This is a genomic window from Catenulispora subtropica (genome assembly GCF_039531675.1).
GTDB lineage: Bacteria > Actinomycetota > Actinomycetes > Streptomycetales > Catenulisporaceae > Catenulispora > Catenulispora subtropica.
This window is the reverse complement of record NZ_BAAAQM010000070.1, coordinates 32,456-51,458: the sequence shown is the minus strand read 5'-3', so window position 1 is coordinate 51,458 and position 19,003 is coordinate 32,456. Positions and strand designations below refer to the sequence as shown.

Sequence of the window (19,003 nt, the reverse complement as noted above, 5' to 3'; positions counted from 1 at the left end):
ACGACCGTCATCACCGTCACCGTTCCCTCCTGGATACCCCCATGGGTATCCCGTGGATTCATCCTATGCATACCCCACTGGGTATGACAAATACCGGGCGGGGTATCGCCCGGCATGCGAAGGTCCCGCCTCGTCCAGGGCTTACGGCCCTGTCCGCGGCGGCTGCCACCTGCTGACATGGCAGAGGACGAATTCACATCGGCGGAAAGCGGTGGTCGCGGTGAGTGTCAAGCGTGTGGTGGTCGTCGGCGGGAACTTCGGTGGTCTGGCCGCGGCCCTGGAGCTCAAGCAGGAGCTCGGGGACGATGTCGCGGTGACGGTGGTGTCGGCCTCGGACCGGTTCCTGTTCAACCCGTCCCTGATCTGGCTGCCGTTCGGCAAGCGCAAGGCGCCGGACATCACCTTCCCGCTGGCGCCGACGTTCGACGCGCACGGCGTGGAGTTCGTGCACGCCGAGGCGACGGCGATCGACCCCACGGCGCGCATGGTGACGATCGCCGGGGGAGCACAGTTCGCGTACGACTACCTGATCGTCGCCACCGGCTACCGCAACGACTTCGACGTGGTGCCCGGTCTGGGCCCCGACGGCTTCGCGCAGGCCATCACCACGCTCCCCGACGCCGAGCGCGCCGGAGCCGCCTGGCGCGACTTCCTCGACGACCCCGGCCCCGTGGTGATCGGGGCGACACAGGGCGCGAGCTGCTTCGGAGCGGCCTACGAGTTCCTGTTCAACATGGCCTACCAGCTGCGTAAGGCGAAGCTGAAGCAGCACACGTCGCTGACGTTCCTCACCGCCGAGCCGTTCGTCGGGCACTTCGGCATCGGCGGGCTGCCGGGCGGTGAGAAGCTGCTGAAGATGTTCCTGAAGAAGGAAGGCATCACCGTGCGGACCGGGGTCGCGTTCGAGGAAGTCGGCGGCGACTATGTGAAGCTGACCGACGGCTCGAAGGTCCCGTTCGCCTACGCGATGGTGGTGCCGCCGTTCGTCGGCCAGGACGTCGTGCGCGCCGTGCCGGGGCTGACGGACGGCAAGGGCTACATCCCGGTCGAGGACACATATCAGTCGAAGGCGTATCCGGAGATCTACGCGGCCGGCATCGCCGCGCAGGTGCCGGTGCCGTGGCAGACCTCGGTGCCGATCGGCATCCCCAAGACCGGCTTCCCGACCGAGTCCATGGCCAAGGTCGCGGCCCGCAACGTCGCGGCGGCGATCAGAGGCGAGGCGCCGGTGGCGCACAAGGAGTTCGGCGAGATGGCGGCCGTGTGCATGATGGACGCTGGCAACAACGGCGTGCTGATCCTGGCCGACCACATGCTCCCGCCGCGCAAGGCCGCGGTCATGATCCCCGGCCCGCAGGTGCACGCCATGAAGCTGGCGTTCGAGAAGTACTACCTGTGGAAGAGCCGCCACGGCTACGTCCGCTTGCCGTGACGGCCCGCCCAATGGGGTTGGATCGCAGGTGCGTGGCCATGCCGTGCTCGTGGACCAGCCGGCCGGGGCCGGCGGGGACGACACCGCGCCCACCCCGACAGCGTTGTTCGTCGCGTCCCTGGCGTCCTGCGTCGCCTTCTATGCCGGGCGGTTCCTGGACCGGCACCACCTGGACCGCACCGGACTGCGGGTGACCGCCGAGTTCGCCATGGCGACCGGGCGCCCGGCCCGCGTCGGCTCTGTACTGCTCAGGCTCACCGCACCGGGTCTGCCGGTCGAGCGGCGTGCGGCGCTGCACGCGGTCGTGTCCAAGTGCACGGTCCACAACAGCCTGCACCAGCCGCCGCAGGTGGACATCGACTTCGTCTGAGCCACCGGGCGGTCGCCCCGGATCGGGCCCGGGACTTCGCCGGTCAGCTCTTGCGGGAGCCCAGGAGCCGGGCGATCAGCCCGCCGCCGGTGCTGCCCTTGCTGTGAGCGCAGTCGCAGCGCTGTGACGTGGGCACGCCGGACAGCACTTGCTCCACGTGCATTCCACAACCGCGGTAGGTTGCCTTGCCGCAGTTCTTGCAGTTGACGCGCTGACACATGAGGATCTCCTTCTCAGCCTTTTTCATTGTTGGGCGGTGCTCCCGAGGGCTCCCGGGACGTCTTGACGGCCGGGTCTGCTCAGCCGGTGAGTGCCAGGCCGGACCGTAGAGCCATGTAGCCCGCGACGGCGAATAGCATCACCGTGAATGCTCTGGACAGTGTCGCGGCGGGGACCGCGTCGGCGACTCGCCGACCGGTCAGCGAACCGGCCAGCGCGGCCAGGGCGAACGGGATGAGCAGTGACCAGTGGAACGTCACATGTCCGATGCGGGCTGACAGCGCGGCCGCCGAGTTGACGGCGATGATCAGCAGCGAGGTTCCCACAGCCGCGGGCATCCGGTATCTCAGCGCCATGACCAGGGCCGGGACGATGACGAAGCCCCCGCCGACCCCGAAGAACCCGGTCAGGAAACCGACCGCCACTCCGGCCGACAGAATCATCACCATCCCGTCGGCTGGGCGGCGGGCGGTGGGGTGTCCATTCTCGGCGACGGTGGCCTCAGAAGCCCGTGACAGCGTGCGCTCGACCGTCGCGACCGCGGCGGACGCCCTAGCAGGCGCTGAATGCAGGCGCAGGTTCGCGGTGTCGGCGTCTCGCGGCGGATACACTTCCGGCGCTTGGGCAGGTGATCCAGAGCGCCGAACGGCCATCGCGACACCGGCTGCGGCCATCAACCCCGCGAAAGCGAGCAGCAAGAGGTTCGCGTCGACCCGGCCGTTGACCGCCGTCCCGGCATAGGAGGCTGCGACGCCCGCTAGACCGAAGGCCACGCCCGGCCCCCAGCGGACATGTCCGGCGCGGGAGTGCGCCACGGTCCCGGCCACCGCGGCGACCCCTACTATGACCAGGCTTTCCGTGGTCGCCGTGCGGACGGGTTCGCCGAGCACGTAAACCAACGCTGGGACGGTCAAGATGGAGCCGCCGCCGCCCAGGGCGCCCAGCGCCAGCCCGATGAGCAGACCCAGTGCGATGGTCGCGAACAGCATCAGCGAATCGCCTCACCGGTTCCCGCCATCCCCGCCACCTCGACGACGGCGGGCTCGAAGACGCTCCCGTCGGGCTGGTGCACCGCGTTCTCGAAGTCGTCATCGACGTGGACGACACGCCGGCCGGCGGCGGCAAGCATCGAAGCCGCTATGGAGGCGCGATAACCGGCGGCACAGTGCACCCACACCTCGCCGTCCGGAACCTCGGCGAGTCGATCCCGCAGCTCGTGCACGGGGATGTGGACGGCGCCGGACAGATGCCCGGCGGCGTACTCGAGGTCGCGCCGCACATCGAGGACGACGACCGGCCGATGGTGGCTCACCTGGGCCAGGTCGGCGAACCCGGCCCGCGGATGGCTTCGCAGCGGCCGGTTCCCGGCCAACGCTTCGATGCCGCCGGTGGCCTGGGCGGCCGGGTCGACGCCGATGCGCGACAGTTCACGGCGCGCCTCCAGGATCTGCGCCGGGGTCTCGGCCAGCAAGGTCAGCGTCGCGTCCGCCGGGACGATCCACCCCAGGTAGGTGGCGAAGCTGCCGTCGAGCCCCACGTTGATCGTTCCCGCCACGTGCCCGGCGGCGAACGCGACGCGGTGCCGCAGGTCGATCACCCATTCGCCGGCGTCCACCGCCTGCCGGATGGCGGCGGCGTCGGCCCGGCGCGGCATGGCGAGTTCGCTCGGTCCGGGGCCGTCTGTGTTGGCCGGGGCCATGCGGGCGTAGTAGGCGGGCCAGGCATCCAGACCGGCCAGCAGCTCGGCGATGAACGTCTCGGTGTCGACGGTGGTCAGAGCCGGGTTGGTGATGCGTTCGGCACCGATGGTGGAAGCGTCGGCCGCGCTCTGGGTGGCCGCGCAGAAGCTGCCGAATCCGTGCGTCGGCAGCACGCGCGCCGCGTCCGGCAGCCTCGCGAGGCGGTGCGCGGAGGCGTGCTGATGCGCCGCCAGCGCCCGGGCGTGCCGCGCCCCCAGCAGGTCGGGACGGCCGACGGCGCCGTGCAGCAGTGATCCGCCGGTGAAGACCCCGACAGTGATCCATACCCCGTCGGTCTTGTGTTCCAGGACGTAGGACAAGTGGGTGAAGGTGTGGCCGGGCGTGGCCAGCACCCTGACACGCATGTCCGGGCCGACCGCGATGAGGTCGCCGTCCCGGACCGGGACCCGGTCGAAGGCGACCGGGTCGTCGGCGTTGACGTGGTAGGCCGCACCGGTCACTTCGGCCAGCGCGTATCCCCCGGTCAGGTAGTCATTGTGGATGTGAGTCTCGAAGACATGCGTGATGCGCACTCCGGCGGCGTAAGCGACGGCCAAGACGCGGTCGATGTCGCGCTGGGGATCCACCACCAGCGCCACGCGGCCGTCATGAGCCAGATAGCTGCGATCTCCCAGCGTTGGGGTGTCGATCGGGACGATGGTGGGATGGACGGTCGGCATCAGCGCTTCTCCTTTCACGCGCGCTCAGCGCTCACGGGCGCCCACGACGACCGGACGTCCGGCGCGCGCCCACCCGCCGGTGCCATCGGACACGGAGAACGCCTGCAATCCGGCGGCGTTCAGGAATCCGGCTGCGGCCTTGCTGCGGTTGCCCGACGCGCAGATGACGTAGACCGGCTCGGTGCGAGGCAGCTCGGCCAGGGCTGAGGGGAGCTGGGTCAGCGGGATGAGCCGGGCGCCGGGCACATGCCCGGCGGCGTACTCCCAGGACTCGCGGACGTCGACGACGAAGGCGCCGGCCGCGTGCTCGGCGGCGAAGGATTCCAGGTCGATCTCGTTCATCCGGCGACAGCCTTCCACCGTGGCTTCTTATACCCCTGGGGGTATCGTGACCTTCACCGTAACCGATGAACCGGCCCTGTTGTCAAACGTCCGGCCGACCTGGGCATATACCCCCCGGTGTATATTTGTGATCGGGGAATCGATCGGAGAGGTGGCCATGCGGGTACAGGAAGACGTCGTCGGCGATGTGGTGAACCGGCTGCGCCGGGCCGAGGGGCAGATCCGCGGAGTGATCGCCATGCTCGAAGCCGGCCGGGAGTGCGCGGACGTGGTCACGCAGCTTGCCGCGGTCTCCCGCGCCCTGGACAGGGCCGGTTTCAAGATCATCGCCAGTGGCCTGGAGCAGTGCATGTCCGGCGAGGGTGAGGAGCGGACCGCGGACCTGGCCAAGATGGAGAAGCTCTTTCTCTCCCTGGCCTAGGGCCGCCGGCGGTTCACCGGCTTCGAGGCCGGCAAATCCGGACCAGGTGTCCGAACCATGGCCGATCCCGTCTTGATCGTCTTCGCCGCGCTCTTTCGGCGGCTGATGCTGGGCTCTGGCTGTCTCCGGTCCGGTCCAGTCGTAGCCCCGCGGGGGAGGCACGAACATCACTGCTTGAACGGGAGTTCGGCGTCGTCGGTGCGCGAGGAAATGGTTCCATCCTCGTTGCTGTCGCCGATGCGAGCCTGGGCGTTGCTGGAATCCGTCAACCTGCGTGACCGCCACAGGGACAGGGGCGCAGCGTGGCGTCCATGACCGCCCCCGCTGCTCCTGCCGCCGCCGCGCTCCAGGCCATGCGGCTCGCGGAGGTCACGCAATTCCCGTCGCCGAACCCCTCGCCGGCAGGTCCGCAGAAGATGAGCGCGCACTCTTCGGTCATCGCGATCGCAATGGGCATTCGGGTCCTGGGGATCCTCATGCCGGTGGTTGCGCCGGCCGGTCGTGCTTGGCTTTTCACGGTCGCCACCTCGGCCTCGGGTGCTGCGCTGTCAACGCGCGGCGGCAAGTGGCACTCTTTCGAAGAACACTGATACTCGTTAGATTGAGTACATGGCCACCACGCTCGAGACGTCCCAGCGGGACGAGGCGCCGCCGCCGGCCCCGGATGGCGCTCCGCCGCCTGTGCGTCCGTATCTGCGTCGGCGTCTGCTGCGGTGGCTGGGCCGTTGGCTCGACGTACGCCGGATCGTCCCCTGGTGGCGTCGGCAGGGCGCGGCCGTCCGGACCATCGTCGTGATCGGCGTCCTCGTCGGGTGGCCGGCGCCGGCCGCCATGGTCCGCCACGGTTGGCATTCGGCCGAATTCGCCCGCGGCCTGACTGGCGATCAAGGCTTCTTCACGGCTACAACCTGTCTTCACATCTACCCGAGCAACGAGGGCAACCCGGGGCAGTACTTCGTATGCGACGGTACCTTCGACAGCCCGTCAACGCACCTTCCTTCGACGCGAGCGCAGAGCACCTACGACCTGGCGACTGGTGTCCCTACCCGTGCGCGCATCGTCGACCACGAGGTGGAAACCGTCGACAACGGGGATGCAGCTGCGAGCATGGCCGCTTGGACCATCCTCGCATTCCTTGTCGCGGTCTTCGAGGCGACCGTGCTCACCGTGTTGGTCCTGGCGGTGCGCGGTGGCCCGCACAGTGTGGGCCCTGGTATGCGAGTGTTCATCATCACCTTCGCGATGATTCCCGGTGTGTTCGTCGTCGCGTTGCTCTCGGATCTGGCCTTCAGGATCTATTTCGGGCTCTCATCGTGACGGCGGCGAGGCCCGACCTCGATGATGTCCGTAAAGCTCAGGGGCTCATCTGGAGGAACAGCTTCAGCAGTGCCGAAATGCTGCGCGGAGCATCTTCGAAGGCGTAGTGGCCCACGCCCGGAAGTTCACTGACATGGCCGTGCGGAAAGATCTCGCGGAACAGCGGGAGGAACTGGGCGGCATCGAGCGTCCGGTCCTCCATGCCCCAAACGGCCAGCGCGGGCATCGACGGCAGCAGGTTCCGGGCCTCGGCTGTCGGCGGCTCGAAGGTGTGGGCGCCGGTGGCGAAACCCTCGGCCCAGCCGAGCGCTCCGAGGGTGCTCGCCCGGGTCGGGAACGCGGAGGCGTACGCGCGGATCCAGATCGGGGTGATGACCGTAGTGTCCTGGAAGCCGTTGAGCTTCAGAGTGCTGAGAATGTTGTATCCGAGTTCCCCAAGGACATCGTCGAGGGTGCCCTCCTTGTGAGCCTGCACGATCCACTGGAACCACGGAGCTTCGGACGCGGCGGCAGCCAGCGCTGCCGGCAGGCCGGGTTGGCCGAACGGGGTCGGGGCGTTGACGCTGACAACGCGGGAGACCCGGTGGGGATGGCGTGCGATCAGGCCCATGCCCACCGGCCCGCCGAAGTCGTGCATTACAAGAGTGATATCGCGCAGGTCGAGGTCCAGGACCAGCGCCTCCAGGTTGTCTATGTGGTCCTGGAGTCGGTAGCTGCGATCGGCAGGGGTCTCGCTCTTGCCGAAGCCCATGTGGTCGGGCGCGACCACCCGGTGCGTGCCGGACAGGTCGTCGATGGCGTGCCGGAACAGGTAGCTCCAGGTGGGTTCCCCGTGCAGGAACAGCAGCACAGGCCCGACGCCCTGGTCCACGTAGTGCATGCGGAACCCGGGCGCCGAGCTGAAATGCGGCGTGAAAGGGAAGGTCCCGTCAAAGGTCTCGTCTGCGGGGATCATCAGCTGCGACTCCAGGGGGCTGTGGCGCCGAGCGGCGCTCATCAGGGCAGGCTTCGGCCGGCACGGACGCGCCCCAGGCCGGTGGCGGTCCCGTGCGGGCGGGCTTAGCCTAGGAGGATCTGGTTCTGTTTTGCAACCACTCCGTTCGCGCGGCCGCTCTGGCTTCGCGGGCCGGCGCCGGCTGATGTCAGTCAGTCAGTCGGTCGGCGAACACGGGTCCGCGCAGGCTCGACCACTCCGCCGCCGGGGGTGGTGTAGGTCATCCGTGGAATGGGTTCACCCGTGGTCGCATCGACGAGCGTCGCGTGCGGCTCTCCGGGGGCGAAGGCGTGATCCAGGCCCCACTGGCGAAGGCTGGTCATGAGGTCGAACAAGTCCAAACCCTTGTCGGTCAGCGCGTACTCCCGATAGGCGCCACCGGCGGAATCCGCCTCGATACTCAGGATCCCGGCGTCGACCAGGTCCCGCAGGCGTGTGGTGAGGATGTTCTTCGCGATCCCGAGGTTGCGCTGGAACTGGCTGAAGCGCCGGATGCCGTCGAACGCGTCCCGGATGATCAGCAGCGACCACTTGTCTCCGATGATGTCGACGGCGCGGGCGATCGGACACACCGAATCGACCTGCTTCGCACCCATAGCGACTTCCTCTACGTATTCAAGTAGTTGCAGATTGAGGCCTATTGTTGATGATGGTTTCATTCTAATACCACTTTGAGGTGCGAGTGTACGCCGTGCTGAACGCGGTTGTGTCCAAGCGCGCGGACCCGGCGGAGGTGTGGGAGCAGCGGTACGCCGCGGCAGGTGCCGTTCTCACGCGCCGGCCGCAGCGCCAGCCGCCGGATCGAGGCCACAGTCCGCGGACGCCCGGCACGCTTGGGTCTGATGTGAGCAGCATGACGCCGGTTCAGCAGGTCGCGGTGCCAGCGTAAGACGGTGTCCGGACTGTGATGACCAGCTGAAGCCGACGCAGCGTCCCGCGCGGCAGCATGCCCAGCGACGCCGCCAACAACGCCCGAGCATCCACAACGTCAGGTGTAGATCCCTTCCCATTCTCGTACCCAGCCGCTGCCCATTCGCTCCTCGGCAGCGTGGCGACTCGTCGGTAACCCGACGATGAGATCTTTTTCCTCCCAGATGAGCCGCCGCTCCCTCAGCTCTTTCAGAGCGGCGCTAGTCCCGTCGCGGTTCTGCTCTGCGTATCTGCCCATGTTCAACGGCCGCGGCAGGGCGGCAACGAGCAATGCGCCTGCCTGCGGCGACAAGTCGTACTCGTCGGCTTCGCCGTAACGGGCGTCGCTGATACGTACAGTGCCCTTGGAGCCGAGCTGATAGGACAGCCAGACGTCCCGCTCCTGATGTTGCCGCTTCCAGCAGTTGATGATGTCGACTACGAGACGGTAGAGCGGATGGAGGCCCGGTTTGTACTCGAAGTTGCGCTCGAAGTAGTAGCAGTAGTCGTCCATGTCTAGACCGACGGACTCGAGGAACTTTTGCGAGAAGATGAGGTCGTAGCTGCGGTAATGGCGCGGCCTGGCGGGAATGAGAAAGCGTTCCGGGTCGGCCTGGAGAGGGGCGAAGCGCGTGATGATCGTTTCGGTCCGGCTCACGGGCGGCGTCAGGTGATACAGCAGCGGGATCCGGTCGATCATGTCCTGGTAGTCATGGGGCTGGTCGTCCGGCAGCCCATAGAGGAAGTTGTATTCGATGATGATGCGGTTCTCGTACCCGTGGACGAGGAGCGCGACATTGTCGATGGCTCGGACGCCCTTGTCCATCGACCTGAGCACGGCTGAGGAGAAGGACTCGATCCCCGGCTGCATCCCGGCGAAGCCAGCCCTGGCAAACGCTTCCACCCGCTCGAGCGGCTGGTTGGCCTTGATCTCTCCCCAAAGTTTGAAGTTCGGGGACTCCTCGGCGAGCGCTGGCAACAACGTTTCGTAGTTGGCCTTGGGGAAGATGTAGTCCGAAAATCGCAAGACCATGTCTTGCCCGTACCGCCCACGTAGCTCCCGCAGCATCCCGAGGATCTGCTCGGGTGGCTTCTGCCTGTAGCGGAGAGTCTCCTCATCGATCCCGCAGAACACACAATGCTTCGTGGCTCCCCACCAGCATCCGCGCGAACTCTCGACAAGCAGGGAGGAGGTCTTCACTCGGACCTTGTGCTCATTGTGTAGCACGTCCAGACCGGCGAACCAGTCGTCATAGTCAGGGGTCGGCGACGTCGTCAGATTCACCTTCGGGCTGCGAATGACGCCGTGCGGCGGTCGTGTCGCCCGCGGGTCACGTCCGACGGCGGCTTCAGCCAGCGTCACGATTGCGTCCTCGCCGTCGCCGCGTACCACCCAGTCGACGAACGGGAACGCGGCGGCAACCGCGTCACCAGGCGGTCCCTCCAATGCATAGCCGCCAAGGACGACTGACAGGCCGGGGTCCAGGTCCTTGAGGGTTCGTGCCAGGGCCACGGACGCGACCGTCTGATCGAACATGCAGGTCAGCCCGACCAAGTCGGGTTCGCGTGCGAGCACCCGTTCGGCGGTGCGCTGCAGGAAGGCCGGGATGACCTCCTCTCGGAGGGTCAGTACCAAGTCGCAGATCGCTGGCACGCTGCGATAGCGCGGATGCTGGGGACCCCCGGCCACGAGGTTGGCGGTGGCCTGGTGCACGAGTTCCTTCAGCTGGCCATCGTCCATGACCGGATCGAGGTTGGCCGTGAACAGGAACTCGTTGATGCCCAGGCATCGGGCCAGGAAGATGTGCGTGTCGACGGTCAAGAACTCCAGCAGTGCGGAGCTGGCGTGGTGGACCCAGGACGTGACGCCGGCCCGGGTCAGGCACGACTTGAGGATGGCGAGGCCGAGCGACGGTTCCGCGGGCGGGTGCCACGGCATGCTGACCAGCACGACCGATGCTTTCGCTGGGCGGCCTGCGCGCGCGGACGTTACAGGGGAACTTTCCACGATCCGGCTTCCTGGCGAGGTCTAGAACTTCACCAGGCCCGACTCGTCAACCACCATCTCCTCCGGCTCGCGCGCGGCGACCACGATCGCGATGAAGACGATGATGAACACCTCTCCGACCGGGCTGAGCGCAGCTCCCTGTTGCTCCGCGAACGTGGGATCCAGGCTGACCGCCTGACGCAGGAGGTCGGCCGCTTCGGGAGATACTGTCAGCCCGAGGCGGGAAGCTGCCTCCTGCGGATCACTTACCAGCAAGCCGACAAAGCGGCCGTCGGAGATGACGCTGTTGTAGAGGTCTACTGCCTCCCTCGCGGTCGCCTCCTCCGCCTGAAGATCGACGGTCCCGTCGGCCACCCGACGGCGGAGCGAGTCCATGCCGAGGCTTACCTGCTCGGGTGTCACCACGGTCTCCAGCCTCGGCCACTTGCTGACAAGCTCGTCCTGCGACTCAATCAATTGCTGAAACACCACACGCGTCATGGAACGCTCCGTCTCGATGGTAGTGACACACGTCACACACACCCTATGCGGAAGACGAAATCGCCTTGAGCTCCCGCTCGCCGAGCGGGAGGCGCGGAAGACCTGGTCAGACCAGCTGTGGTTGACTCGACAGTCACCTGTTTGGCCGTCACCCAGTCGTATGCCGAAGCCGCGAAGACGGGGCGTTGCAGGGGCCTGTCAAGATGGTTCCCTCAACGTGGGGCTGCTGCCCCGGGATGCGCCCGGTCCCAGCCTCGAGCACGATGGACCCAGGTCGGGGCCGGCCGGAGGCTCCCCGGGCTGCGCCGTCGACACGGGATTCGGAGGGCTTCGTGGACATCGGCCCGCTCGCCTGGGTGCTGACGGTCGCCGTGGTCCTGGCGCTGCTGGCGATCGACCTGCTGATCGGCTCGGTCCGGCCGCACGCTGTCGGGTTCCGCGAAGCTGCGGCGTGGTCGGCGTTCTACATCGGCGTCGCGCTCTTGTTCGGCGTTCTCTTGGGGGCCTGGCAAGGCTGGGACTTCGGCTCGCAGTACTTTGCCGGCTACCTGGTCGAGAAAAGCCTGTCGGTCGACAACTTGTTCGTCTTCGCCATCATCATGTCGACCTTCGCCGTGCCGCGCGAACACCAGCAGCGGGTCCTGGCCTTCGGCATCGTCGCCGCACTGGCACTGCGCGCGGTGTTCATCGTTCTCGGCGCGACGCTGCTGTCCCTGCTCTCCTTCATGTTCCTGGTCTTCGGGTTGCTCCTCATGTGGACCGCCGCCCAGCTCTACCGCCATCGCGACGAGGACCCCGACGTCGGCGACAGCGCCGTGGTCCGGGCCGCCCGGCGGCTCTTCCCGGTGACGGATCACTACGTCGGCGGGAAGCTGACCGTCCGGGAAGGCGGTCGGCGGATGGTGACACCGGCCTTCATCGTGTTCGTCGCCATCGGTGCTACCGATATCTTGTTCGCGCTCGACTCCATCCCGGCGGTGTTCGGAGTCACGCGTGAGGCATACATCGTCTTCACGGCCAACGCCTTCGCGCTGCTGGGCCTGCGCGCACTGTTCTTCCTGGTGACCGGCCTGCTGTCGCGACTGGTCTATCTGTCGACCGGCCTGGCCCTGGTGCTGGCCTTCATCGGTGTCAAGCTGATCCTGCACTGGGCGCACGGCGTCTGGCACAGCGTGCCCGAGATCTCCACCGGACTCTCGCTGGCGGTCATCGGGACGATCCTCGCCGTCACGACCGTCGCGAGCCTGCTCAAGTCGCGTGAGGACCCCAGCGCCCGAGCGCACGCCGGAGCCGTTCTCGGCGCCCCGCACGAACACCCGGCGGAGGACGGCGGCAGCGACACCGAACGGCGGGCTGCGCAGTAGCGATGCCAGGCGCGGCGGCGAGTTTCATCGCCTTGCGCGCGGACGGCCCGCGTACCGCCTCCCAGGCCGACGCTTCGGTGCGACCGGCAGGTCACCGGCGTTACCGGTCCCACGGTGAACCGCGACATGCTCGCCCCAGACGGCGCCGAATTGGCATGATGGAAGCACCGCGCAGGCCGCAAAGCCACACCTCCGACCCGCGCCGACAGGAGCATCCGTGAAGCACCTCAAGCACGTCGCCTTCACCACTGCCGGCGCAGTCCTGGTGCTCATCGGATTGGCCCTGCTGGTGCTCCCCGGCCCGGGTCTCCTCGTCGTCCTGGCCGGCCTGGTGACCCTGGCCGCGGTCTTCCCAAGACTGGACCGCCACGTCCAAGCCGTGCGCCGCCAGGCGCTCAAAGCCGCCGAGGACAGCGTCTCCTCGGGCTGGCGGCTGGCGGGGTCGGTGGTCCTGGGCGTGCTGATGATCGGCGTGGGGGTGGCGTTGGCCCTGGTCCCGGGCCTGCCCTTCAGCGGCTGGCAGGCCGGCGTCTCGATCATCGTGTCGGGGCTGGTGGTGTTGGGGTTGCTGGCGTACAGCCACCGCCGCGTGCGCGGCCGACGACACTCCTGAGCCATTCGGGTGAGGCGTGCCGGGCCCGACCAGCACCACGCGACCAGGGACCACGCTGTTTGTCGAGGAGGCGGCAACCTTCATGGCTGACGTGGCGATGGCAGTCGGCCGGGGCGCTGGCTGCAGCGCCCCGGCCGACTGAGTGGTGGCGGTCAGCGGCCGTAGACCTCCATCTCCTGGAGTCCGACGTTGGTGCCGGACCCGCCGGCGACCTGGAATCCCACCGAGGTGATGCCGGGCTTGGGAGTGAAGCTGGCCGCGTGGGGGCCTCCGTCGTTCGGGATGCCGCTGACCTCGACGGTGCTGCCGTCGCTGAAGGTCAGCGTTCCGCCCGGGGCCCGGTCGGTCATAGCCAGCACGCGGTATTCACGTCCGGCCGGTCGAACGGCGCGACCTTGGGAGCTGATACATCTTCATCACGGACGTAGCCGACTACTGGCCACTGCCGGGCGAGCGCGTAGGCTTCACCTGACTTGACCTGTCGTTGGATCGAGACCGATTCGTCTGTGAGCTGGGAGATACGTGCGGCAACGACGGCCCGAAGGGCGCTCATGGAATGATCCTCTGTCGGTGGCGGCCCTCGCGCGCCCGGCAGGCGTCGGCCTAGCTCCCGCTGAGGGACAATGCCGATCCTTCTTCTGGGCGGGGCTGGTTCACATGACGGGTCACACGACTGGTCACACGAGCCCGGGGCGGCGCCGTCCCGGCCTCCGGCAGCGGGGACCGCGCACTTGATCGACTTCCGCTACCACGTCGTGTCCATAGTGGCGGTCTTCCTCGCGCTCACCGTCGGACTCGTCATCGGCTCCTCCTACCTGAGCAAGGTCGCCTACGACACGCTGAACCACCAGCTGTCGGGCCTGCGCAGCGAGAACCAGACCCTGCACGGCGCGCAGGACCAGCTCTCGACCCAGGTCCGCGACCGCGACTCGCTCATCGCCGCCCTCGGGCCGGACGCCGTCTCCGGCAAGCTCAGCGGCCGCGCGGTGGCGGTCGTGCTGCTGCCCGGGGCCGACGGCTCCAGCGGGGACGCCATGGCGGACCTGCTGCACAAGGCGGGCGCCACGGTGACCGGCGAGGTCACGCTGAAGTCCTCGCTGGTGGACCCGGCGCAGGCCGGCAAGCTGGCGCAGGTCGCGGCCAAGCTGCTGCCCACCGAGCGCGGCGGCGCGCAGCTGCCGGCCGCGAGCTCGTCGGCGACTCCGGACAAGACCGCCCCGGCCGCCGCGGCGCTCGCCGACCTCGCCGGCGCGGTCGTGCACCGCATACCGGCCAACGCCTCCGGCGTGGGGGAGCAGCGCATCACCGACGACGCTTCCGCGCACGTGTTCAGCGCGTACAGCGCGGCCGGGTTCGCGGATGTGAAGGCGCCGACCACCACCCCGGCCGACCTCGTCGTGGTCATGGCCCCCTCGGCGCCGACCGCGGGTCCGGCCGCCGATACGGCGAACACGCTGTACCTGGGCTTCCTGAAGGCCCTGACCGGCGGCGGACGTTCCGAGGGCGCGGTCCTGGCCGGCCCGGCCTCCGCGGCGGTGTCCCCCGGCCTGATCGCCGCGGCGGTGAAGGACGGCTGGGTGTCGAAGAACATTTCCACCGCCGATTCCGCCGACCAGGCCTCCGGCCGCATCATCACGGTGTTCGCCCTCGCCGAGGAGACCATGGGCAAGACCGGGCACTACGGCCTCACCGGCACGGCCGACGGCCCGCTGCCGGATCTGCACTGACCGCGTGCGGCTGTGGACATGGCGAGCGGCGACGGCGCCGGGGTGCGGATCCGAGGTTACGAAGGCGTAAGGGGAATGTTGCGGGTGCGTGGGGTTCGGGTGGACTGCTCTTGCGCACCGGAGCAGGAAGCCGCGAGGCTCTCGGTATCGGCCGCAGGCACGGCTGACAGGGCACGGGCGTGGTTCGATGACGCACCGTCAGCAGTGTTCGGAGCGGTCGGCGGCACCCCTGGACGGGCCCGGCGATCGAACCGGTACGGAACCGGCGCCGTGGTGGCGCGAGAGTGGTGCGAGGCGGCTTGGTGCATCAGCCGGCGCACGGAGGGTAGGTCGGCGTGATGCTGGGCATGAGGCGGACGGCGGCGGCCGCGGTGGTCGGCGCCGTCGCGGCGCGGGGCGCCTATCGGCTGCTGAGCGTGCGGACTCCAGGCGGCGCCGGGCGGTGGACACGGGCGAACAATCGGGGGCGTGACGTCACGTTGCTCGAAGGGCCGGCGGTCTCCGTCGGGATCGCGGCGGCCGCCCTCGTGGCACCGGGGATCCCGGCACGGGTGCGCGTCGCCGGGTGCGGCGCGGCGCTGGGCGCCGGAGCCGTCGGGCTTCACGACGATCTCAACGAGCGTGGCACGTCCAAGGGCTTCCGCGGCCACCTCACCGCGCTCGCCCGGGGTGAGGTCACCACCGGTGCGGTGAAGATCCTCGGCATCGGCGCCACCGGCCTGGCGGCCGGGGCTGCCCTGCGCCGCGATCCGGTCGACCGGGTGCTGGCCGGAGTCGTCGTCGCCGGGGCGGCCAACGTCATCAACCTCTTCGACCTGCGTCCCGGCCGGGCGACGAAGGCGGCGCTCATCGGCGGCGCGGCCGGGCTCAGGCGCGGCACCGTGTTCGGAGCGGCGGCCCTCGGCGCCGCCGCCGCCCTGCTTCCGGAGGACCTCGGCGAACGCGCCATGCTCGGCGACGCCGGAGCCAACGCCCTGGGCGCGGCCCTCGGCGTCGCCACCGCCGCCTCCGCCTCTCGCGGCCGCCTCGTCGCGGTCGCCGCGACTCTGGCGGCGTTGACGGCCGCCAGCGAGAAGATCAGCTTCACCAAGGTCATCGCCGCGACGCCGCCGTTGCGGTTCCTTGACGAACTGGGCCGTATCGGCCCGGATCAGAACCTTGTCCCCGGGTCCAGCTCCGGTTCCAGCACCGGTTCCGGGCAACGGGCCCCGGAGTCACGCGCCGACCGCGCCGCCGCACCGCCGCAGGACGAGCTTCCGCATGGCTGATCTCCGCACCGATGCGAACCATGGGGCCGATCTCAGCGCCGACCGCTCCGGCCGCGCCGCTGACCTCGGCGCCGACCTCAGCGCGGGCCGCGCCGCTGACCTCAGCGCCGACCTCAGCTCCGGCCGTGCCGCCGTGCCCCACCAGGCGCCTGCTCCGAACTCCGCCCAGCCTTCTGCTGAAGCGGCCCTTCTAGCCTCAGCTCAGCCAACCGCCTCGACGTCGACCCCGCCGCCGACCGACGAGACCTCCACCCCGTCCCGTCACCAGCGCCGCCCCCGCCCCACCGCCTCCACTCTCGCCGGTGCCGCCATCCTCATCGCGGTCGCGACCGTCGCGTCGCGCGTCGTCGGCTTCGGGCGCTGGCTCGTCTTCTCCCACACCGTCGGGGCGGGCTCGCTCGCCGACGCCTACAACTCCGCGAACCAGCTCCCGAACATCGTCTTCGAGATCACCGCGGGCGGTGCCCTGGCCGGGGTCGCCGTCCCGCTCCTCGCCGGGCCGCTCACCGGCGGCGGAGAGGGCCCCGCGGACCGGGAGCGGGCGTCGCGGATCGTCTCGGCGCTGCTCACCTGGACGCTCGCGGCCCTGCTCCCGCTGTCCGCCTCCGGCATCGCGCTCGCCGGGCCGATAGGGCACATCCTCGGCAGCGGCCATGGTGCCGGCTATCCCGAGCAGATCAGCCGCTTCCTGGTCTTCTTCCTGCCGCAGATCCCGCTCTACGGGGCCGCGGTCGTGCTCGGTGCGACGCTCCAGGCCGACCGCCGCTTCCTCGCCCCGGCGCTCGCACCGCTGCTGTCCAGCCTGGTCGTCATCGCCTCGTACACCGTCTTCGCCGTCCTCGACCGCGGACGCGGCGCCCATCTGGCCGACCTCCGCTATGCCCCCGAGCTCGTGCTGGCCCTCGGCACCTCGGCGGGCGTCCTGATCCTGGTCCTGTCGCTGCTGCCCGCCGTCCGCCGCGCCAAGCTCACGCTGCACCCCACCTTCCGCTTCCCCGACGGGGTCGCGCGCCGCGCCCGCTCGCTCGGCGTCGCCGGCGTCGCGACCCTGGTCGCGCAGCAGTTCGCGGTGCTGACCATCGTCCTGCTGGCCAACGCCGGGCACGCCTCCACCGGCACCCTCACCGTCTTCAACCTGGTCTGGGCCGTCTACTCGCTGCCCTACGCCGTCCTGGCCGTCCCGGTCGCGACGAGCGCGTTCACCGACCTGTCGGCGAAGTGGGCGGCCGCGGACCGCGCCGGCTACGCCCGCGGCGTCGCGGTGACCACCCAGGCGGTGCTGATCTTCTCCGCGGCCGGGGCGTCGGTCCTGGCCGCCGCCGCGTGGCCGACCGCGCGGCTGTTCCTCACCGCCCGCCACGGCTCCGGCGGCGGCGTCACCGTCGCGATGATGGGCCAGGGCCTGGCCGCCTTCGCTCCCGGGCTGATCGGCTACGGCCTGCTCGCGCACCTGAGCCGGGCCCTCTACGCCGCCGGCCGCGGCCGCGCCGCCGCCACCTCGGTCTGCGCGGGCTGGCTCACGGTGCTGGTCGCCGACCTCGCCCTGGTGACCCTGCTGCCCGGCCAGGACGCGGTCGTCGCGCTCGGCCTGGGCAACGCCTTGGGCATGTCGGTCGCCGGTGCCGCGCTGCTGACGCCGGTCCGCCGCGCCGCCGGGCGCGACGCCCTCGCCGGGGTCGGCCGGGCTGCCGCCGTCGCCGGCGTCGCGGCCGGGATCGCCACCCCCACCGGCATGGCCGCCGCCGCCCTCGTCGGCGCGACCGGCCCGTTCCAGGCCGCCGTCATCGGGGCCGCGACCGCGCTCGCGACGATCGCCCTGTTCACCCTCGCCGCCGTGGCCGCCGCCAAGCGCCTGCTGCCGGACACCGAGTGCGGCAAGTGGCTGCGCGCCACCGTCGACAGCCGGCGGCGCCGGCCGGGGCGATGAGAGCCGAGCCGATGAGAGCCGAGCCGATGAGAGCCGGGACGATGAGAGGCGGACGCACACCATGAGAGTCCTTCTGGTCCGGGCCGAGAGCACCGGCGGCATCGGCGTCCACGTCGACAACCTCACCCGCGGCCTGCGCGAGAACGGCCACGACGTCCACCCGCTCGTCGCCACCGGCAAGGGTGCCATCCCGGCCATCCGCCACGCCGCGCGCCGGGCCGCCGCCGACGTCGTCCACGCCCACGGCCTGCGGGCCGGAGCGGCGGCCTGTCTGGCGGTCCGCAAACGCACCGTCGTCACCCTCCACAACGCGCCCTCGAACCGGGCCGGCGAACTGCTGCTGCGGCTCGTCGCCCAGCGGGCCGACGTCGTCCTCGGCGCCTCCCACGACCTGGTCGACACCGCAGCTGGATACGGGGCTCGGGATGTCCGCTTCGCGCCCGTGGTCGCACCTCGCCTCCCCGCGCCGACGCGTTCCTTCCAAGAGCTGAGAACAGGGCTGAGAAGCGAACTGGGACTGGCGCCCGACGACGCGCGGCGCGTCGTCCTGGCCGTCGGCCGTCTCGCCCCGCAGAAGGACTACGCCACCCTTCTCAAGGCGTTGGTACTGATCCAGGACCGCCACGGTGCCGAGAACGTCCCACCGGTGGCGATAGCCGGCGAAGGCCCGCAGCGTGCCGCGCTCCAGGCCGTCATCGATCGCCATCAGCTCCCGGTCACGCTTCTCGGCCACCGCACCGACATCGCCGACCTGCTGCGTGCCGCCGACGTGTTCGTCATGTGCAGCACATGGGAGGCGCGGCCCCTCGCCCTGCAGGAAGCCCTGCGAGCGGGGATGGACCGCATCGTCGCCACCGACGTCGGCGGCGTGGCCGAGGTCACCGCCGGCTACTTCCCGCTGATCCCGCCGGGCGACCCCGAGGCCCTGTCCCGGTCGCTCGTCGAGACCTGGGCCGCGACGACGCCGCCGGGTGTGCGCTTCGGCCCGCTCGCCGACGGCCTCCCCGACTGGGACTCGCTGTGGCCCGGCCCCGACGACGAGCTGAAGGCCGCCCTGGACGCGTATTCGGGGTGAACGCCGGCCGCTCGCCGGACGTCCGCGGCCGAAGTGGGCCGGGCGAAACGATCATGAACGGGGCGTTGCGGGCATCCGACTGCTGTCTGACCGCCGTCCGACGGGCATGATCGGCCGG

21 protein-coding genes are annotated in these 19,003 nt (G+C 69.6%); 11 read left to right on the top strand and 10 right to left on the bottom strand.

The features are described 5' to 3' along the window. Positions 1-220: 220 nt before the first annotated feature. Positions 221-1,432 carry an NAD(P)/FAD-dependent oxidoreductase gene (locus ABD466_RS38910; protein WP_344662303.1) on the top strand — a complete coding sequence of 404 codons (1,212 nt, stop codon included), beginning with the start codon at positions 221-223 and terminating at the stop codon, positions 1,430-1,432. 28 nt (positions 1,433-1,460) lie between these two features. Beyond that, positions 1,461-1,802, top strand: a complete 342-nt coding sequence (locus ABD466_RS38905) for an OsmC family protein (RefSeq protein WP_344662302.1) — start codon at positions 1,461-1,463, stop codon at positions 1,800-1,802. A 43-nt stretch (positions 1,803-1,845) separates the two neighbouring features. On the opposite strand, the gene ABD466_RS38900 is transcribed toward ABD466_RS38905, so the two are convergent. The 4 genes from ABD466_RS38900 to ABD466_RS38885 form a co-directional block, all read right to left on the bottom strand. After that, complete coding sequence (locus tag ABD466_RS38900; protein WP_344662301.1) at positions 1,846-2,022, bottom strand: hypothetical protein; 177 nt, start codon at positions 2,020-2,022, stop codon at positions 1,846-1,848. 79 nt (positions 2,023-2,101) lie between these two features. Next, positions 2,102-3,010, bottom strand: coding sequence for a sulfite exporter TauE/SafE family protein (locus ABD466_RS38895; protein ID WP_344662300.1), 909 nt, complete (start codon positions 3,008-3,010; stop codon positions 2,102-2,104). After that, positions 3,010-4,440 (bottom strand): rhodanese-like domain-containing protein, encoded by a 1,431-nt coding sequence (locus ABD466_RS38890; RefSeq protein WP_344662299.1) that lies wholly within the window; start codon positions 4,438-4,440, stop codon positions 3,010-3,012. The genes ABD466_RS38895 and ABD466_RS38890 overlap by 1 nt, the downstream gene beginning before the upstream one ends. Before the next feature lie 24 nt (positions 4,441-4,464). Next, positions 4,465-4,782: a rhodanese-like domain-containing protein gene (locus ABD466_RS38885; protein WP_344662298.1), complete on the bottom strand. Its 318-nt coding sequence runs from the start codon at positions 4,780-4,782 to the stop codon at positions 4,465-4,467. A 157-nt stretch (positions 4,783-4,939) separates the two neighbouring features. On the opposite strand from ABD466_RS38885, the gene ABD466_RS38880 reads away from it, so the two are divergent. From ABD466_RS38880 to ABD466_RS38870, 3 genes are all read left to right on the top strand, one after another. Further along, positions 4,940-5,203, top strand: a complete 264-nt coding sequence (locus ABD466_RS38880; protein ID WP_344662297.1) for a metal-sensitive transcriptional regulator — start codon at positions 4,940-4,942, stop codon at positions 5,201-5,203. A 311-nt stretch (positions 5,204-5,514) separates the two neighbouring features. Next, complete coding sequence (locus ABD466_RS38875) at positions 5,515-5,793, top strand: hypothetical protein (protein WP_344662296.1); 279 nt, start codon at positions 5,515-5,517, stop codon at positions 5,791-5,793. A 19-nt stretch (positions 5,794-5,812) separates the two neighbouring features. Further along, complete coding sequence (locus tag ABD466_RS38870; protein ID WP_344662295.1) at positions 5,813-6,520, top strand: hypothetical protein; 708 nt, start codon at positions 5,813-5,815, stop codon at positions 6,518-6,520. 37 nt (positions 6,521-6,557) lie between these two features. Here the strand turns inward: ABD466_RS38870 and ABD466_RS38865 are convergent, their stop codons facing one another. The 4 genes from ABD466_RS38865 to ABD466_RS38850 form a co-directional block, all read right to left on the bottom strand. After that, positions 6,558-7,475, bottom strand: coding sequence for an alpha/beta fold hydrolase (locus ABD466_RS38865; RefSeq protein WP_344662307.1), 918 nt, complete (start codon positions 7,473-7,475; stop codon positions 6,558-6,560). Between the two features lie 191 nt (positions 7,476-7,666). Continuing rightward, positions 7,667-8,110: a winged helix-turn-helix transcriptional regulator gene (locus ABD466_RS38860; RefSeq protein WP_344662306.1), complete on the bottom strand. Its 444-nt coding sequence runs from the start codon at positions 8,108-8,110 to the stop codon at positions 7,667-7,669. A gap of 392 nt (positions 8,111-8,502) precedes the next feature. Then, the gene (locus tag ABD466_RS38855) at positions 8,503-10,374 is read right to left on the bottom strand and encodes a RiPP maturation radical SAM C-methyltransferase (protein WP_344662294.1); all 1,872 of its coding nucleotides are present in this window, start codon (positions 10,372-10,374) and stop codon (positions 8,503-8,505) included. A gap of 78 nt (positions 10,375-10,452) precedes the next feature. Beyond that, positions 10,453-10,911 (bottom strand): hypothetical protein, encoded by a 459-nt coding sequence (locus ABD466_RS38850; protein ID WP_344662293.1) that lies wholly within the window; start codon positions 10,909-10,911, stop codon positions 10,453-10,455. Positions 10,912-11,243: 332 nt separating this feature from the next. On the opposite strand from ABD466_RS38850, the gene ABD466_RS38845 reads away from it, so the two are divergent. Beyond that, positions 11,244-12,275, top strand: coding sequence for a TerC family protein (locus ABD466_RS38845; protein ID WP_344662292.1), 1,032 nt, complete (start codon positions 11,244-11,246; stop codon positions 12,273-12,275). 217 nt (positions 12,276-12,492) lie between these two features. Beyond that, positions 12,493-12,888: a PGPGW domain-containing protein gene (locus ABD466_RS38840; RefSeq protein ID WP_344662291.1), complete on the top strand. Its 396-nt coding sequence runs from the start codon at positions 12,493-12,495 to the stop codon at positions 12,886-12,888. A gap of 152 nt (positions 12,889-13,040) precedes the next feature. Here the strand turns inward: ABD466_RS38840 and ABD466_RS38835 are convergent, their stop codons facing one another. Continuing rightward, positions 13,041-13,238, bottom strand: coding sequence for a DUF7402 domain-containing protein (locus ABD466_RS38835; RefSeq protein ID WP_344662290.1), 198 nt, complete (start codon positions 13,236-13,238; stop codon positions 13,041-13,043). Continuing rightward, a complete protein-coding gene (locus ABD466_RS38830; protein ID WP_344662289.1) occupies positions 13,235-13,441 on the bottom strand; it encodes a recombinase family protein in 207 nt (68 codons plus the stop codon). The genes ABD466_RS38835 and ABD466_RS38830 overlap by 4 nt, the downstream gene beginning before the upstream one ends. A gap of 178 nt (positions 13,442-13,619) precedes the next feature. On the opposite strand from ABD466_RS38830, the gene ABD466_RS38825 reads away from it, so the two are divergent. The 4 genes from ABD466_RS38825 to ABD466_RS38810 all read left to right on the top strand — a co-directional run bounded on the left by ABD466_RS38825 (position 13,620) and on the right by ABD466_RS38810 (position 18,885). Further along, on the top strand, positions 13,620-14,615 hold the full coding sequence (locus ABD466_RS38825; RefSeq protein WP_344662288.1) for a copper transporter: 996 nt from the start codon (positions 13,620-13,622) through the stop codon (positions 14,613-14,615). Positions 14,616-14,953: 338 nt separating this feature from the next. Then, a complete protein-coding gene (locus ABD466_RS38820) occupies positions 14,954-15,883 on the top strand; it encodes a hypothetical protein (RefSeq protein ID WP_344662287.1) in 930 nt (309 codons plus the stop codon). Continuing rightward, complete coding sequence (murJ, locus tag ABD466_RS38815) at positions 15,876-17,810, top strand: murein biosynthesis integral membrane protein MurJ (protein WP_344662286.1); 1,935 nt, start codon at positions 15,876-15,878, stop codon at positions 17,808-17,810. Before ABD466_RS38820 ends, murJ begins: the two co-directional genes overlap by 8 nt. Positions 17,811-17,871: 61 nt before the next feature. Beyond that, complete coding sequence (locus tag ABD466_RS38810) at positions 17,872-18,885, top strand: glycosyltransferase family 4 protein (RefSeq protein ID WP_344662285.1); 1,014 nt, start codon at positions 17,872-17,874, stop codon at positions 18,883-18,885. The last annotated feature ends 118 nt before the right edge of the window (positions 18,886-19,003 follow it).